The organism is Pseudomonas sp. Tof1 (assembly GCF_055390395.1).
On the sequence record NZ_AP024344.1, the window covers coordinates 665,964 to 682,317 of the forward strand.

Here is a 16,354-nt window from a genome sequence, read left to right on the forward strand (position 1 = left end):
CAGTCCACTCGGCCGTCTGTCGGCTCAGGAGGTGGTCTGTTCCTGGACCTGCTGGCTGTCGCGCTGGGCGACCCAGTGCTCGACCAGCTCGCGCAGTTGCGAGAGCTCCACGGGCTTGGCCATGTGGCCGTCCATGCCGGCCTGGCGGGCGCGTTCCTTGTGCTCGCTGAGGATGTGCGCGGTCAGGGCCACCACCGGCGTGCGGACCCGCTGGTTGCCGACCTCCCAGGCGCGTAGCTGCTGGGTGGCGGAGAACCCGTCAAGCACCGGCATTTCGCAATCCATCAGCACCAGGTCGTAGCGCTGGGCTTTCATCGCCCGCAGCGCCTCCTCGCCGTTGCTGGCGGTATCGGGTTGCAGGTTGAGCTTGCCGAGCATGCCGCGGATCACCTTGGTGGAGATGCTGTTGTCCTCGGCCACCAGGATGCGGAAGTCGCTGGGTACCGTGACCGCCGGCGCGACGGCTGCGCTCGAGGGCGTCGACACGACCTGGCCCTTGCCTCGCTGGGTCAGTTCGTCCGCCAGGGTGGTCTTTAGGGTATAGCCGGCCACCGGCTTGGCCAGGATGCGCTTGATGCCGGCGTTGCGCGCGATGATCTTGCTCGGCGCGTTGCTGATGCCGGTGAGCATCACCAGCAGGATGTCGTGGTTGAGGCTCGGGTCCTCCTTGATCTTGGCCGCCAGTTGCATGCCGGTCATGCCGGGCATGTTCTGGTCCAGCAGGACCACGTCGAAATAGTCGCGCAGGTGGGCCTTGGTCCGCAGCAGGGCCAGGGCCTCCTTGCCGGATGGCACGGCGCTGACGTTCAGGCCCCAGGCGCTGCACTGCTGGACCAGGACCTTGCGGCAGGTGTCGTTGTCGTCGACCACCAGCACCCGGGCACCCTTGAGCGGGCCGTCGAGGTCGGAGGTCGGGTGTTCGAGGTGTTGGGGGTCCAGCGGCAGTGTCAGCCACAGGGTGCTGCCCTGGTTGGCACCGGTCTTGATGCCGAACTCGCCACGCATCAGCAGCACCAACTGCCGGGCGATCACCAGGCCCAGGTGGCCACCCAGGCGGGTCGCGGCGAGGAAGTTCTTGCTTTGCAGTTCGGCATGCAGGAGGGCGTCGCGCTCCTCCTCGTCCATCGGCACCCCACTGTCCTGGACGGCAATGCGCAGGCGCGGCTGGCCACTGCGTTCGTCGAGCGCGACGACGATGAGGATTTCCCCCTCGTCGGTCTTCTTCATGGCGTTTTCCAGCAGGCTCAGCAAGGTCTGGCGCAGGCGTGTCGGGTCGCCGCTGATCACCCGCGGCACCTGGGGCTGGATGAAGCTGATCAGCTCGACGTTCTGCTGTTCGGCCTTGGCGCGGAAGATGCTCAGGCAATCCTCGATCAGGGCATTGAGATCGAACTGCACATCGTCCAGTTCGATCTGCCCGGATTCCAGCTTGGAGATATCGAGGATCTCGTTGATCAGGGTCAGCAGCTCGTTGCCGGCGCTGTGGATGGTTTGCACGTAGTCGCGCTGCTTGACCGACAGCGGCGTACCCAGCAGCAGTTCGGTCATGCCCAGCACGCCGTTCATCGGAGTGCGGATCTCGTGGCTGATCTTCGCCAGGAACTCGGCCTTGGCGGCGATTTCGGCGTTGCTGGCTGCCAGGTCGCGGCTGAGGCTGAACTGGTCTTCGGTGATGCTGCGGCGGCGCTCGCCCAGGGCGATGCTCATCAGCAGCCCGCTGACGGAAATGAAGATCAGCAGGGCGACGATCAGGCCTTCCGGGGCCACCAGGGTCAGGCCCAGCAGAGCGGGCAGTATGACCAGGGTACCGATGTTGAAGATGACCATGGCGACGACGAACAGCCGCGCCGGGCGATAGCCCTTCTGCCAGTGATAGGTGGAAACCAGCAGGATGCTCAGGCTGGCCAGCCCGACCAGGCCGTAGGTCATCACGTTCAGCGGCAGGGTGTCGACGAACAGCAGCAACAGCCCGCCCAGGCAGATCACCAGGATATCGCCCAGCAGCAGCTTGTTCAGCGGATGCGGGCCCAGGGGCGAGAAAAAGCTGTGGGTGAACATCAGCCCGCAGGGGGCGGTCAGCAACAGGGCGATGTACGCACCGGCGGTCTGCGCCCCTTGCCAGCCGGGGAACCACGGGCCGATCACGTTCAACAGGAACAGCGCGCTGAGCAGGAGCAGGAACTCGCAGGAAGCCAGCCACAGGCTGCTGCGTGAACGGGTGTAGGCGAAGCGGGTCAGGTTGTGCAGGATCAGCATCGCCAGGCAGCCGAACAGCAGCCCGTAGAGCAGGCTCTGGCCGCGATCGGCGGCGCTCATCACCGCGGATTCGAGAGTGATGTGCGGTCGCAGCTCATGCTTGGAAACCAGCCTCAGGTAAATATCCAGCGGCTTGGGACTTTGCACCAGCGGCAGCATGAAGTCGCGGCTGGGCAGTGGCCGTTCGACCTTGGACAGTTCATTGCCGCTGCGTACCTGGTCGATCAGCGTGTCGCCTTCGAAGGTGTACAGGTCCAATCGGGCCAGGTCCGGGGCGAAGATCCGCAGGATCTGTTCGTGTTTGCCCGGTTGCAGACGAAAGCGTAACCACAGCGCACCGTCGGAGGGGGCGGCGGTGAGGCGATCGAGTTCGATGGGACTGAATTGATTGATGTAGCGCGAAGAGCGGATATCGCTCAGTTGCAGGTCGGCCTGGTCGTCCAGCAATACCGCCCAGCCACTGCCTTGCGAGGCCTGGGCAGGCGTTGCGAGGCAAAGCAGGGTCAGCAGGCTGACGGTGAAGCTTATGGCGATCCTGAGCCAGCGCACGGCGAAATCCCTTCGTAGGTTGATGCCTGAGTCATAACTATGCGCGGGGCGGGAATAAGACGGCAAGGGCTTGACGCCCCTGCCTATCCGAACGAATAGCTTATTCCTGGCTTTCTGCGCGTTCGCGTGCAATTGCACGATACCCAATATCGCTGCGGTAGAAGCAGCCTTCCCAATTGATTTTAGCTGCGAGCTGGTAAGCCTGCTGCTGAGCGGCGCCAACGCTCTCGCCCAGCGCCGTGGCGCAGAGCACACGGCCGCCGCAAGTGACGATCTGGCCGTCCTTGAGGGCGGTACCAGCGTGGAAAACCTTGCCTTCCAGGCTCGCTGCAGCGTCGAGGCCGCTGATCGCCGCGCCCTTGGCGTAGTCGCCCGGATAGCCGCCGGCTGCCAGGACGATGCCCAGGCTCGGCCGCGGATCCCATTGGGCCTCGACCTTGTCCAGGGCCTGGGCCAGCGCGGCCTCGACCAGCAGCACCAGGCTCGACTGCAGGCGCAGCATCACCGGCTGGGTTTCCGGGTCGCCGAAACGGCAGTTGAACTCGATGACCTTGGGGTTACCGGCCTTGTCGATCATCAGACCGGCGTAGAGGAAACCGGTGTAGACGTTGCCTTCCTCGGCCATGCCGCGCACGGTCGGCCAGATCACCTGGTCCATCACGCGCTGGTGGACTTCGGCGGTGACCACCGGAGCGGGCGAGTAGGCGCCCATGCCGCCGGTATTCGGACCGCTGTCGCCGTCGCCGACGCGCTTGTGGTCCTGGCTGGTGGCCATCGGCAGGACGTTCTTGCCGTCGACCATGACGATGAAGCTGGCTTCCTCGCCGTCGAGGAACTCCTCGATCACCACGCGCGAACCTGCGTCACCGAAGGCGTTGCCGGCGAGCATGTCGCGCACGGCGTCTTCGGCCTCGGCCAGGGTCATGGCGACGATCACGCCCTTGCCGGCGGCCAGGCCGTCGGCCTTGATCACGATCGGTGCGCCTTTTTCACGCAGATAGGCCAGGGCTGGCTCGATCTCGGTGAAATTCTGGTAGTCGGCGGTCGGGATCTTGTGACGGGCCAGGAAGTCCTTGGTGAAGGCCTTGGAGCCTTCCAGCTGGGCAGCGCCGGCGGTCGGACCGAAGCAGTCCAGGCCGCGGGAGCGGAACAGGTCGACCACGCCGGCCACCAGCGGCACTTCCGGGCCGACGATGGTCAGGGAAACGTTGTTCTCGGCGAAGTCCGCCAGTTGCTCCAGGGCCAGGACGTCGATGGCGACGTTCTCGCACTTGGCCTCGATGGCGGTGCCGGCGTTGCCCGGGGCGACGAAGACTTTCTCGACGCGCGGATCCTGGGCGACTTTCCAGGCCAGGGCGTGTTCACGGCCGCCGCTGCCGATGATCAGGACATTCATTTGAAAAACCTCGATGACGCAGAATTCTGGGAGCGCTGTCGGCCACCGCCTGACTGTAGGAGCCGGGCTTGCCCGCGAAGCTTTTGGCGGCCTCAAGGGCCCCTTCGCGGGCAAGCCCAGCTCCTACAGCTCGGTGGCGTTCACACGCCTGTCATTAATGGCGGAAGTGGCGCATGCCGGTGAAGACCATGGCGATGCCGGCTTCGTCGGCCGCTGCAATCACTTCGCTGTCACGCATCGAGCCGCCTGGCTGGATCACTGCGGTGATACCGACCTTGGCCGCGTTGTCGATGCCGTCGCGGAACGGGAAGAAGGCGTCCGAGGCCATGACCGCGCCCTGCACCTGCAGGCCGGCGTGTTCAGCTTTGATCGCGGCGATACGTGCCGAGTTCACGCGGCTCATCTGGCCGGCGCCAACGCCGATGGTCTGGCGGTTCTTGGCGTAGACGATGGCGTTGGACTTGACGTACTTGGCGACTTTCCAGGCGAAGATCAGGTCGTTGATTTCCTGCTCGGTCGGAGCGCGCTTGGTCACCACCTTCAGGTCGGCGCTGGTGATCATGCCGATGTCGCGGCTTTGTACCAGCAGACCGCCGTTGACGCGCTTGTAGTCCCAGGCCGGCGCACGCTCGGCGTCCCACTGGCCGCACGCCAGCAGGCGCACGTTGGCCTTGGCGGCGACGATGGCACGGGCTTGCTCGCTGACGGAAGGGGCGATGATCACTTCGACGAACTGGCGTTCGACGATGGCCTTGGCGGTCTCGGCGTCCAGTTCGCGGTTGAAGGCGATGATGCCGCCGAAGGCCGATTCGCTGTCGGTGGCGTAGGCCAGTTCATAGGCCTGGCGGATGCCGCCCTCGGCGTCCGGGCTCACGGCCACGCCGCATGGGTTGGCGTGCTTGACGATCACGCAGGCCGGTTTGACGAAGCTCTTCACGCACTCCAGCGCGGCGTCGGTGTCGGCCACGTTGTTGTAGGACAGTTCCTTGCCTTGCAACTGGGTCGCGGTGGCGATGCCGGCTTCGGCCGGCTTGGCCTCGACGTAGAACGCCGCACTCTGGTGCGGGTTCTCGCCGTAGCGCATTTCCTGGGCCTTGACGAACTGGCTGTTGAAGGTGCGCGGGAATTCGCTGCGGCCTTCGGTCGACAGGGTCTCGGCGGCCTGGTTCACGGTGCCCATGTAGTTGGCGATCATGCCGTCGTAGGCGGCGGTGTGTTCGAACGCCTTGAGCATCAGGTCGAAGCGCTGAGCGTAGGTCAGGCCGCCGGCCTTGAGGTTTTCCAGGACCTGGGCGTAGTCGCTGGCATTGACGACGATGGCGACGTCCTTGTGGTTCTTGGCTGCCGAGCGGACCATGGTCGGGCCGCCGATGTCGATGTTCTCGATGGCGGTCGGCAGGTCACAGCCCGGCTTGCTGATGGTGGCTTCGAACGGGTAGAGGTTGACCGCGACCAGGTCGATCGGCTGGATGCCGTGCTCGTTCATGATCGCATCGTCGATGCCGCGACGACCGAGGATACCGCCGTGGATTTTCGGGTGCAGGGTCTTCACCCGGCCGTCCATCATTTCCGCAAAGCCGGTGTAGTCCGCGACTTCCACGGCGGCGACGCCGTTGTCCCGCAGCAGCTTGAAGGTGCCGCCGGTGGAGAGGATCTCCACGCCCAGGGCTTCCAGTTCACGAGCGAAATCGAGGATTCCGGTCTTGTCGGAAACGCTGATCAGGGCGCGGCGGATCGGCAGGCGGGTAGTCTGGTCGGTCATCTCGATGTCCATCAAAACAAGGGAGTCAGCAAAAAAGGCGACCGTTTCTACGCGGGCGCCTTTCTGGTTTTATTGAATGCTTACAGCAAATCGTACTGCTTGAGTTTCTTGCGCAGGGTGCCGCGATTCAGGCCGAGCAGTTCGCTGGCCTTGGTCTGGTTGCCCTTGACGTAGTTCATCACGCTTTCGAGCAGGGGAGCCTCGACTTCGGAGAGCACCAGGTTGTACACGTCCGTGACGGCCGCGCCCTCGAGGTGGGCGAAATAATTGTGCAGCGCCTTCTCGACGCTGCCGCGAAGGGTCTGGCCCTCTTCGCTCGGCGTATTGAGGTGCTGTTTCAAATTGACGTTGTCGCTCACGGGCGTTGTTCCACTCACTAAAGTCTCGGTCATCATCGTCATGCGGCCACCCCCTCTCCGTCCCCTGTCACCAGGCTCTTGTAACGTCCGGCGAAGAACTCACGAACGTTGGCGCACTGTGCTTCCGTATCTTCCAAACGATTGAAGTGGGCGCGAAACTCCCTGGCGCCCGGCAAGGTTGCGAGATACCAGCCGACATGCTTGCGGGCGATACGCACGCCCATGACCTCTCCATAGAAGGCATGCAGCGCGGCCAGATGCTCTAGCAGAATGCGTTCCACTTCCAACAGCTCCGGTGCCGGGAGGGTTTCACCGGTACGCAGGAAATGCTCTATCTCACGAAAAATCCACGGCCGCCCCTGGGCGGCCCGGCCGATCAACAGGCCGTCGGCACCGGTGGCGTTCAGCACGTACCGGGCCTTCTCGGCCGAATCGATGTCGCCGTTGGCGAAAACCGGAATCGACACCGCCTGCTTGATCGCGGCAATGGTGTCGTACTCGGCTTCGCCGGTGTACAGGTCTGCACGGGTCCGTCCATGCACCGCCAGGGCGGTGATGCCTGCCTGTTCGGCGATCTTCGCCACCGTCAGGCCATTTCTGTTCTCCCGGTCCCAGCCGGTGCGGATCTTCAGGGTGACCGGGACATCGACCGCCGCCACGACGGCGTGCAGGATCTCCCTCACCAGGTCTTCATCCTTCAACAGGGCGGAGCCGGCGGCCTTGTTGCAGACCTTCTTGGCCGGACACCCCATGTTGATGTCGATAATCTGTGCGCCCAGCTCGACGTTGGCCCGGGCCGCATCCGCCAGCATCTGTGCATCACCGCCGGCGATCTGCACCGAGCGCGGCTCGGGATCGCCTTCGTGGATCATGCGCAGACGCGACTTGCGGCTGTTCCACAGGCTCATGTCGCTGGTGACCATTTCCGAAACCACCAGGCCCGCGCCCAGGCGTCGGCAAAGCTGACGAAAGGGCTGGTCGGTCACCCCCGCCATCGGGGCGAGAATCAAACCGTTCTGCAGTGTGTATGGGCCGATGCGTACCGCCGACATAGGACTTCCCTGTTGTGGGGCCGGATCATTGGAGTTCGAAAAAGGGTTGGCATAATACCCGCTCTCGATGACCGGATAAAGGCAAAATTGGATAAAATCTGAACAGCTGATCTGTTATCGCCAGCAGTTTGGTCGTCGGCGGAAAACTGCCGTCAAACAACCTGACAACCCCGGCTACTCGGGCGAATGGAAGCTGAGGCTGTAGTTCACGGCCTTGGCGCCTGGGTCAAGGATATCCAGGGCGATATGGATCGGGGTCTGGGGCGGCATTTCGCTCTGTTCGGCGAGATCGCCGCCCAGGTATTCACCGGGCTTGAAGCGCCGGCTGGCGATCAGATGGCCGTTGAGATCGGCAAAACGCAGCTCCAGCAGGGGAAACGGCTGCGAAAACGACGCGCGGTTGTAGATGATCGCATCCACCACCAGGGCGCCGTTGAAGTCCGGGTGGCTGCGCACCACCAGGTTGCTGCTCTTGATCCGGGCGATATCGACCTTGGAGGGCACCTTGCAGCCCAACTGTGGGCACAGTTGCTGGAACCACGGCCGGTACTGGTCCTGGCGCGCCAGTTCGTCGAAGTGGTAGGCGACGTACTGGCCGAGCAGCGCGGCGCCGGCGAGCAGCACCAGCAGCAGCCAGAGCAGGCGCTTGCCCCAGGGCGAGCGCCGGCGTTGCCAGTCGAGATGGATCGGGTCGTCCTCGAGGTCCAGCAGCACGTCGTCGTGTGCGCCGACGCCGGGTTCGCTGCGGGCGCGGGCGGGCTTTTTCGGGTCGGCGGCGGGTTCATCCGCATCGTCCTGGTCGGCGCTCACGTGTTCGTGCGGTGTGAGCTCTTCCAGTTCGCTGTCTTCGATGGCCAGGCGTGGCGCCTGGGGCTCGTCGTCCAGGTCGGCGAGGTCGAAAGACAGCGAAGGCTCGGTGCGGCCCGGCTTGGGCTGTTCGGCCTTGCGTTCGATCTTGCGCTCGGCTTTCGGGGGCGGCGCTGGCCGCTCCTGATCGTCGTCGGCTATTTCGTCGGGTTCGCTGGCCGGAGCGCTGAACAGGCTGCCGGACCATTGGGTGTCGTCATCGTCGTTGTCGCGCCGGGCACTGAAGGATTCGTCCTTGCCCGGGTGGTCCTGGCCGAATGAGCGGGCCGGCTGGATTTCCCGCTGTTCCAGGCGGGCCAGCTCTTCGTCGAGATCCAGATCGTCCAGGTCCAGCTCCTGCGCCGTCCATTGCTTCTGGCTGATGGCGCGAGGTGGCTCGGCTGGCGCTATTGGCGCGGCGGGAGGCGGCGATACGGGTGTCGCCGGTGCCGGGGGAGGGCTGGGGGCGACGGGCGTTGCGGGTGGATTGGCCGCCGCTTCCCGGGCCGCGCGCTGTTCCAGCAGTTGGCGCGCCGCATTGAACACCTGCAGGCACGAACCGCAGCGCACGACGCCACGCGCCACGCTCAACTGGGCATGGCTGACGCGAAAGCTGGTTTGGCAATGCGGGCACTGGGTGACGAAGCTGTCGGTCATGCGGCGATCCGGTTCATGCAAGCGCCCATTCTAGCGCCGACGGCCAGTGATGCGCACCCAGCCGTCGCGATCGGCAATCGGGTCCAGATCGAAGTCCCTGGCATAGGCGGCGGCCACTTCCTCGCCCTGTTCGGCGAGGATGCCGGACAGCGCCAGGCGCCCACCGGGCCTGACCAGGGTCGACAGTTGCGGGGCCAGGGCGACCAGCGGGCCGGCGAGGATGTTCGCCACCAGCACGTCGGCCTGCATCTTCGGCAGTTGCTCGGGCAGGTACAGCGGGAATAGTTCGGCGGCGATATTGTTGCGCCCGGCGTTGTCGCGGGAGGCTTCCAGGGCCTGCACGTCGATGTCGGTGCCGACCGCTTCGCGGGCGCCGAGCAGCAGCGCGGCAATCGCCAGGATCCCCGAGCCGCAGCCGAAGTCGAGAACGCTGCAGTCCTTGAGGTCCTGGCCGTCGAGCCATTCCAGGCACAGGGCGGTGGTCGGGTGGGTGCCGGTGCCGAAGGCCAGGCCCGGATCGAGCAGCAGGTTGACCGCTCCGGGCTCCGGTGCGGCATGCCAGCTCGGCACGATCCACAGGCGCTGGCCGAAACGCATCGGCTGGAAGTTGTCCATCCAGCTGCGTTCCCAGTCCTGGTCCTCGATCACTTCGGTGTGGTGTTCGGGCAACGGGGCACCGGTCAGCAGTTCGAGGTGCGCCAGTACGCTGGCGGCCTCGGTGTCGGCTTCGAACAGTGCCAGCAGGTGGGTGTGGGACCACAGTGGAGTGGTGTTCAGTTCGGGTTCGAAAATCGGCTGATCTTCGGCGTCCATGAAGGTTACCGAAACAGCGCCGACTTCCAGGAAAGCGTCTTCGTAGGTTTCGGCTTGTTCCGGGCTGATGGCGAGGCGTACTTGCAGCCAAGGCATGGCGGGCACCTGTGAAAATGAGTGTGCGACCGGGGTGGTCGCGAGAAACGCGGCAGTTTACGCCAGCGCGATGTTTTGTGGGAGTGGGCTTGCTCTGCCGGGAACGGGCCTGTCGGGTTGGAAGCGGGCTTGTTGGCGAAGGTTATCCACCGACTGGCCTCCGTGTCCTGCGCCGCACCGCTTCACGGGCAAGCCCGCTCCTGCAGAAAACGACAAGGCCGCTCGAAAGCGGCCTTGTCGTTCGGATCACCGACTCACTGGTGGGCGAGCTTGTGTTCCAGGTAGTGAATGTTCACACCACCTTCGCAGAAGCCTGCGTCACGAACCAGGTCGCGGTGCAGCGGGATGTTGGTCTTGATCCCGTCCACCACGACTTCGTCCAGGGCGTTGCGCATGCGCGCCATGGCTTCGTCGCGAGTGGCTCCCCAGGTGATCAGCTTGCCGATCAGGGAGTCGTAGTTCGACGGAACCTTGTAGCCGCTGTACAGGTGCGAGTCGACCCGCACGCCGTTGCCGCCTGGAGCATGGAAATGCTTGACCAGGCCAGGGCTCGGGATGAAGGTCTTGGGGTCTTCGGCGTTGATCCGGCACTCCAGCGCGTGACCGTGGATCTTCACGTCATCCTGGGTGTACGACAGCGGATTGCCAGCGGCGATGCTCAGCATCTCCTTGACGATATCGATGCCGGTGACCATTTCCGATACCGGGTGCTCCACCTGCACGCGAGTGTTCATCTCGATGAAGTAGAAGCGGCCGTTCTCGTACAGGAACTCGAACGTACCGGCACCGCGGTAGCCGATGTCGATACAGGCCTGGACGCAGCGGGCCAGGACTTCCTTGCGCGCGTTTTCGTCGATACCCGGTGCCGGAGCTTCCTCCAGGACCTTCTGGTGACGACGCTGCAGCGAGCAGTCGCGGTCGCCGAGGTGGATCGCATGGCCCTGGCCGTCGGAAATCACCTGAACTTCCACGTGACGTGGGTTGGTCAGGAACTTCTCCAGGTAGACCATCGGGTTGCTGAACCAGGCGCCGGCCTCTTCGCGAGTCTGCTTGGCCGCTTCGACCAGCTCTTCCTCGCTGTGCACCACGCGCATGCCGCGACCACCGCCGCCGCCAGCGGCCTTGATGATCACCGGGTAACCGACTTCACGACCGATGCGCAGAGCGGTTTCCGGGTCTTCAGGCAGCGGGCCGTCGGAGCCGGGTACGGTCGGAACGCCGGCGGCGATCATGGCTGCCTTGGCCGAAACCTTGTCGCCCATCAGGCGAATGGTGTCGGCTTTCGGGCCGATGAAGGCAAAACCGGATTTCTCGACCTGTTCGGCGAAGTCGGCGTTTTCCGCGAGGAAGCCGTAGCCTGGGTGAATCCCGGTGGCGCCGGTGACTTCGGCAGCCGCGATGATGTTCGGGATGTTCAGGTACGAGTGGGTGGCCAGGGGCGGGCCGATGCAGATGCTTTCGTCCGCCAGTTTCACATGCATCAGTTCCGTATCGGCCGTCGAGTAAACAGCTACGGTCTTGATGCCCTGTTCCTTACAGGCGCGCAGGATACGCAGAGCAATCTCGCCACGGTTGGCGATCAGGACTTTTTCCAGCTTCGCAGGTTTGGACATCGAAGGCACTCCGCGGTTCAAACGATGGTGAACAGCGGCTGGTCATACTCAACCGGCTGACCGTTTTCTACCAGGATGGATTCGATCACACCGCTGGCTTCGGCCTGGATGTGGTTCATCATCTTCATCGCTTCGACGATGCAGATGGTGTCGCCTTTCTTGACGGTCTGGCCGACTTCGACGAACGGAGCCGAGGTTGGCGACGGGGTGCGGTAGAAAGTACCGACCATCGGCGACTTGACCACGAAGCCGTTCAGCTTCGGTGCGGCGGCAGCTTCAGGCGCGGCAGCGGCGGCAGCTGGAGCGGCCGGCGCGGCGGCTGGAGCCGGAGCCTGTACCGGTGCGGGCGCGTAGTACTGTTGCGCCGGGGCCTTGCTGTGGCGACTGATGCGTACGGACTCTTCGCCTTCCTTGATCTCGAGCTCGTCGATGCCGGACTCTTCCAGCAATTCGATCAGTTTCTTAACTTTACGGATATCCATGAATCGTCAACTCCCAAGGGTCGGTCAGGGGCGTTTATCGCTTGTCGTTCAAGCTGTTGCCAGTCTTTCAAGCTGCTCTAGGGCGGCCTCCAGGGCCAGTCGGTAACCGCTGGCGCCAAGGCCGCAGATCACTCCTACCGCGACATCGGAAAAGTAGGAGTGATGGCGGAAAGGTTCGCGTTTGTGCACGTTCGAAAGATGCACTTCGATGAATGGGATGCTCACTGCCAGCAATGCGTCACGTAATGCGACACTTGTATGTGTAAAAGCTGCCGGATTGATGATGATGAAGTCCACGCCTTCGTCTCGGGCGGCATGGATCCGATCGATCAACTCGTACTCGGCATTGCTTTGCAGATACATCAGATGGTGCCCGGCCTCCCGGGCCCGGCGCTCCAGGTCCTGGTTGATCTCGGCCAGCGTGACCGCGCCGTAGACGCCCGGCTCGCGGGTGCCCAGCAGGTTCAGGTTGGGTCCGTTCAGGACCAGTAGGGTCGCCATCGGCTGTTTCCTTGTCATCGGTGCGCAGGTGTCAATGCGCGCCGACTATGCCGCAAAGGGCCGGCGACTGTCCAGTTGACCGCAATAGCCAGCACGATGTCCGATGTTCGCGAAAAGTTTGTGACTCATATACGAAAACCGGTCATTCACGTTCAGTGCCGGTTCGGCGACGTTGCCTACAGGGGCTGACCAGAGGTTCATGGAACGACCGGCCGGACCGTGAGAATACCCTGTGCGGGCATGGAGAAAATGGCAGGCCTGCCTGCTCAGACGCGGAAAGCCTGCACCGCCGTATTCAGCTGTTTACCCAGTTCCAGCAGTCGCTCGCCCTGGCTGCGCCCTTCGCCGATGCGCAGCAGATTGTCCTCGCCCAGTTGGTGGATACGTTCGCTGTGGTCACGGATCTCGCTGACCGCGCCGCTCTGTTGGGCGGTGACGTCGGCGATGCGTACCGCCGTGTCGGAGATGGTCTGGATCGCCCCGACGATTTCATCCAGCGCGCCGTCGGCCGCCTGGGCCTGGCTGGCGGTGGCCTCGGCGTGCTCGACCTGGGCGCGCATGCCTTCCACCGATTCACGGGCGGCGCTCTGCAGCCCGGCGATCAGGGTCTGGATTTCTCCGGTAGCACCGGCGGTGCGCTGGGCGAGCGTTCGCACCTCTTCGGCGACCACCGCGAAGCCACGGCCCATTTCCCCGGCGCGAGCGGCCTCGATGGCGGCGTTGAGCGCCAGCAGGTTGGTCTGGTCGGCGATCGAGCGGATCACCGTCAGCACGCCGCCGATGGTCGCCGATTCCTCGGCCAAGTGCTCGATCATCTGCGCGTTGCCCTGCACCTCGCCAACCAGCGCATGCAGGCCGGCCAGGCTCTGGCCGATGACCGTCTGGCCGTGCTCGACCGCCAGGCCGGCACTGCGGCTGGCGTCCGCCGCCTGGCTGGCATCGCCGCTGACCTGCTGGATGGTCGCCTCCAGTTCCCCCAGGGCATCGCGGATCTGTCCGGTGTCGCCGGCCTGGCGTTCGGCGCCGCTGTGCAGGCCGCGGCTGAGGTCGGCCAGGGTACGGCTGCTGCCGGCGACCTGCTCGGCGTTCTCGCGAATGGTGCCCACCAGATCCACCAGGTAGGCGCGCAGGCGATTCAGCGAGGCTTCGATATCGTGCAGTTCGCGGTTGGTCCTGCCCAACTGGATGTCCCGGCTGAAGTCGCCTTCGGCCCAGATCGAAAGAGCTGGGGCGAGGTTGGTCAGGACCCGGGCCAACTTGCGCTGCAGGGTGTCGATCAACAGGGCGATCAGCAGGATCAGGCCGATCATCGCGCCCTGCATCAGGCGTACCTCGCTCTCGATCTGGCCGTGCTGGGCGCGGACCAGCGGCTCCATGGCGGCGATCGCCTGCTGCACGGCGCTGATTTTCTGGTGGGTCGCCGCCGCCAGGTCGGCTCGGCGCTGGATCTGCTCGCGGGTGCGGGCCAATTCGGCCGGGTAGCGGTTCAGCAGGCTGTGCAGCTCGCGCTTGAGGCCGACGCCGGTGTCTTCGGCCGCAGCCTTCTCGGTGGCCTCCAGGCCCATCATGGCGTTGAAGTCGTCCGCGCCGGACTCACTGCTGGACGTCACGCCGAGCAGGGGCAGGGCTTGCAGCTGTTCGGCCTGGCTGCGGATGCTGGCCAGTTCGCGCTCGACGTCGGCGGCCAGCTCGCTGCGGCCGCTGCTGACCAGCTTTTCCCGCGCCAGCGACAGTTTCGCCAGGTGCGAGGAGGCCGCCAGCAGGGGGGGCAGATAGGCCGCGGCCTCGGGCCTGCTGACGCCGGTGGCGTACCGGGTCAACTGTTCGAGGTTGCCGCCCAGCTCGCGTTCGGCCTGCAGCAACAGGGCCTGTGGATCGCCGGCCAGCTTGCCGGCGGCCAGCAGGTCGGTCTTGCTGAAGTCGTTCAGGGCGGCCAGGCTGGCGCGCAGGCTTTCGGTCATCGACGGCGGCAGGGCGGTGATTTCCTTGTCCATCGCTTCGATGGACTGTCCGGCGCTGCTCAGGCGCAGGGCGTCACCGCTGCCCAGGTAGTCTTCGATATTACGCGCGGCCTGGTTCTGGAACTGCTGCGACAGGCCCAGATAACGTTCCATCAATTGATAGGGGCGCTCCAGCGCCCGCTGCGACCACCAGAGCGTGGCCCCGAGTGCCAGGCAGACGGCAACGAGCAGCAGGGTGTTGAGATTGGTCAGCAACTTCAGGCGCATTCTCGATCCTATCCACGACAAGAGTGGTAAGCGCCTGAATTTATTGCTGTTTAATTACAGCGTTATGACGGACTCCGTCGAATCCGATGAAAAAGTGGCACTTTGCCTCGCCACCTGCACCCGGTTGCGCCCGGCATGCTTGGCCCGGTAGAGGGCTTCATCGGCCTGGCTTGCCATGATCAGGCTGTCGCTGTCCTCCTGCAGTTCGACCACGCCGGCGCTGAAGGTGCACCACAGGTCTTCCGGCTGGGCCGGGTAATGGATTTCCGCGAAGCGCTGGCGGATTTCTTCGAGCACCTTATAGGCCGATTCCAGGTCGGTATCGGGCATGACGATGGCGAACTCTTCGCCGCCGTAGCGGCCGATGAAGTCGGTCTTGCGCAGGCGCTGCTTGAGAAACAGCGCCAGGCTCTTGATCACCCGGTCGCCCATGGGATGGCCGTGGCTGTCGTTGACCCGCTTGAAGTGATCGATGTCGAGCATCGCGAAGCTCAGCGGCTTGCATTCGCGGCGGGCGCGGAAGCTGCAGTCCTCGAGCAGTTGCAGGATATGGGTGTGGTTGTAGAGGCCGGTCAGGCTGTCGCGGATCATCCGCGACTTGAGGTTGCGCGCCCGGGCCGCGCGGTTGCGCACGGTGGTGATCAGGTGGCGGGGCTTGATCGGCTTGGTCAGGAAGTCGTCGCCGCCTTCGCTCATGGCGTCGAGCTGCTTGTCCAGGTCGTCCTCGGCGGACAGGTAGATGATCGGCACGCTGACATAGCGGTCGTTGTGGCGGATCACCTTCGCCAGTTCGGTACCGGTGCAGGCCGGCATGTACATGTCGAGGATGATCAGGTCCGGCTGGAAGTCCGCCAGTTCGGCCATGGCCTGGATCGGGTCGATCAGGGTCCGGGTGACGATGCCGGCGCTGTTGAGCAGGCGTTCGGTGTGCAGGGCCTGGGCGCGTGAATCGTCGATGATCAGCACCTTGTACGGATCGTACTGGGCGACGCAGGTCAGCACCTCGATCTTTTCCAGCAGGCTGGAAGCCTCCAGGGTTCCGGTGAGGAATTCCTGGCCACCGGCGCGCACGGCGGCCAGGCGGGTGGGTGTGTCGGTTTCATGCAGGCTGAAAAACAGCAGCGGCAGCTTCTGTTCCAGGCCGAGCTGGGCTTCGGCCGCCAGGTGCAGGCCCATGCCGCTGCCGCTGAAGTCGACGTCCATGACGATCGCGGCCGGCAGGCGTTCGGCCATGGCCGAGCGAAACGCCGCGACATTTTCCAGCGCCTGGGCGCCGAGGCCGAAGAATTCCAGTTGCTTGGCCAGTCGCTCGGCGCGCTCGTGATCCTGCAGCATCACATAGACCGGCTTGCGCAACGGCGGCAGGAAGGTGTGCTCAAGCTGGTCGCCATGGCGCAGGCCGGTGCGCGACAGACGCTGCATCAGGCGATTGAGTTCGGTGATCAGGCCGCTGCTGAGACGACCACGGTTGGCGTCGACCGCCTCCAGCGAGCGATGGATGCCATGGGCCAGCTGGACGTGTTCCGGTTGTTCGAAACGTTCGGCGAAACGCAGCAGGCGCAGGTTCGCCTCATTGAGTTCGGACATGTCGCCGCTCGACCATTCGCTGCGCTGCAGGCGTTGCCATATCTCCAGGATCTGGCGGGCCTGGTGAATGACCCGCTGGGCAAAGTGCTGCCTGAGGCGCTCGCGGTTGGGGTCTTCTGGCTCGCTCATATCGGGCTACTGGTTAGACGAACGGCGG

General features: G+C 64.4%; 12 protein-coding genes. All 12 read right to left on the minus strand.

What is annotated here, in order from left to right; translation table 11 throughout:
- Nucleotides 1–24: 24 nt before the first annotated feature.
- The 12 genes from ACZ5KU_RS02990 to ACZ5KU_RS03045 all read right to left on the minus strand — a co-directional run bounded on the left by ACZ5KU_RS02990 (nt 25) and on the right by ACZ5KU_RS03045 (nt 16,326).
- On the minus strand, nt 25–2,805 hold the full coding sequence (locus ACZ5KU_RS02990; RefSeq protein ID WP_054059597.1) for a hybrid sensor histidine kinase/response regulator: 2,781 nt from the start codon (nt 2,803–2,805) through the stop codon (nt 25–27).
- A gap of 100 nt (nt 2,806–2,905) precedes the next feature.
- Entirely contained in the window at nt 2,906–4,201 is a 1,296-nt protein-coding gene (gene purD / locus ACZ5KU_RS02995; RefSeq protein ID WP_054059596.1) for a phosphoribosylamine--glycine ligase, read from the minus strand.
- 154 nt (nt 4,202–4,355) lie between these two features.
- On the minus strand, nt 4,356–5,963 hold the full coding sequence (gene purH, locus ACZ5KU_RS03000; protein ID WP_054059599.1) for a bifunctional phosphoribosylaminoimidazolecarboxamide formyltransferase/IMP cyclohydrolase: 1,608 nt from the start codon (nt 5,961–5,963) through the stop codon (nt 4,356–4,358).
- Between the two features lie 80 nt (nt 5,964–6,043).
- Complete coding sequence (gene fis / locus ACZ5KU_RS03005) at nt 6,044–6,364, minus strand: DNA-binding transcriptional regulator Fis (RefSeq protein WP_003186237.1); 321 nt, start codon at nt 6,362–6,364, stop codon at nt 6,044–6,046.
- Nucleotides 6,361–7,374 carry a tRNA dihydrouridine synthase DusB gene (dusB, locus tag ACZ5KU_RS03010; protein WP_273822247.1) on the minus strand — a complete coding sequence of 338 codons (1,014 nt, stop codon included), beginning with the start codon at nt 7,372–7,374 and terminating at the stop codon, nt 6,361–6,363. Before dusB ends, fis begins: the two co-directional genes overlap by 4 nt.
- Before the next feature lie 174 nt (nt 7,375–7,548).
- Entirely contained in the window at nt 7,549–8,877 is a 1,329-nt protein-coding gene (locus ACZ5KU_RS03015) for a DUF3426 domain-containing protein (protein WP_464736818.1), read from the minus strand.
- 30 nt (nt 8,878–8,907) lie between these two features.
- Nucleotides 8,908–9,786 carry a 50S ribosomal protein L11 methyltransferase gene (gene prmA, locus ACZ5KU_RS03020; protein ID WP_273822249.1) on the minus strand — a complete coding sequence of 293 codons (879 nt, stop codon included), beginning with the start codon at nt 9,784–9,786 and terminating at the stop codon, nt 8,908–8,910.
- A 254-nt stretch (nt 9,787–10,040) separates the two neighbouring features.
- Complete coding sequence (gene accC / locus ACZ5KU_RS03025) at nt 10,041–11,399, minus strand: acetyl-CoA carboxylase biotin carboxylase subunit (protein ID WP_054059593.1); 1,359 nt, start codon at nt 11,397–11,399, stop codon at nt 10,041–10,043.
- Between the two features lie 17 nt (nt 11,400–11,416).
- Complete coding sequence (gene accB, locus ACZ5KU_RS03030) at nt 11,417–11,881, minus strand: acetyl-CoA carboxylase biotin carboxyl carrier protein (protein ID WP_017903772.1); 465 nt, start codon at nt 11,879–11,881, stop codon at nt 11,417–11,419.
- A gap of 48 nt (nt 11,882–11,929) precedes the next feature.
- Complete coding sequence (gene aroQ / locus ACZ5KU_RS03035) at nt 11,930–12,382, minus strand: type II 3-dehydroquinate dehydratase (protein WP_054059592.1); 453 nt, start codon at nt 12,380–12,382, stop codon at nt 11,930–11,932.
- Between the two features lie 266 nt (nt 12,383–12,648).
- Entirely contained in the window at nt 12,649–14,610 is a 1,962-nt protein-coding gene (locus ACZ5KU_RS03040) for a methyl-accepting chemotaxis protein (RefSeq protein ID WP_464736819.1), read from the minus strand.
- Between the two features lie 54 nt (nt 14,611–14,664).
- A complete protein-coding gene (locus ACZ5KU_RS03045) occupies nt 14,665–16,326 on the minus strand; it encodes a response regulator (protein WP_054060072.1) in 1,662 nt (553 codons plus the stop codon).
- Nucleotides 16,327–16,354: the final 28 nt, after the last annotated feature.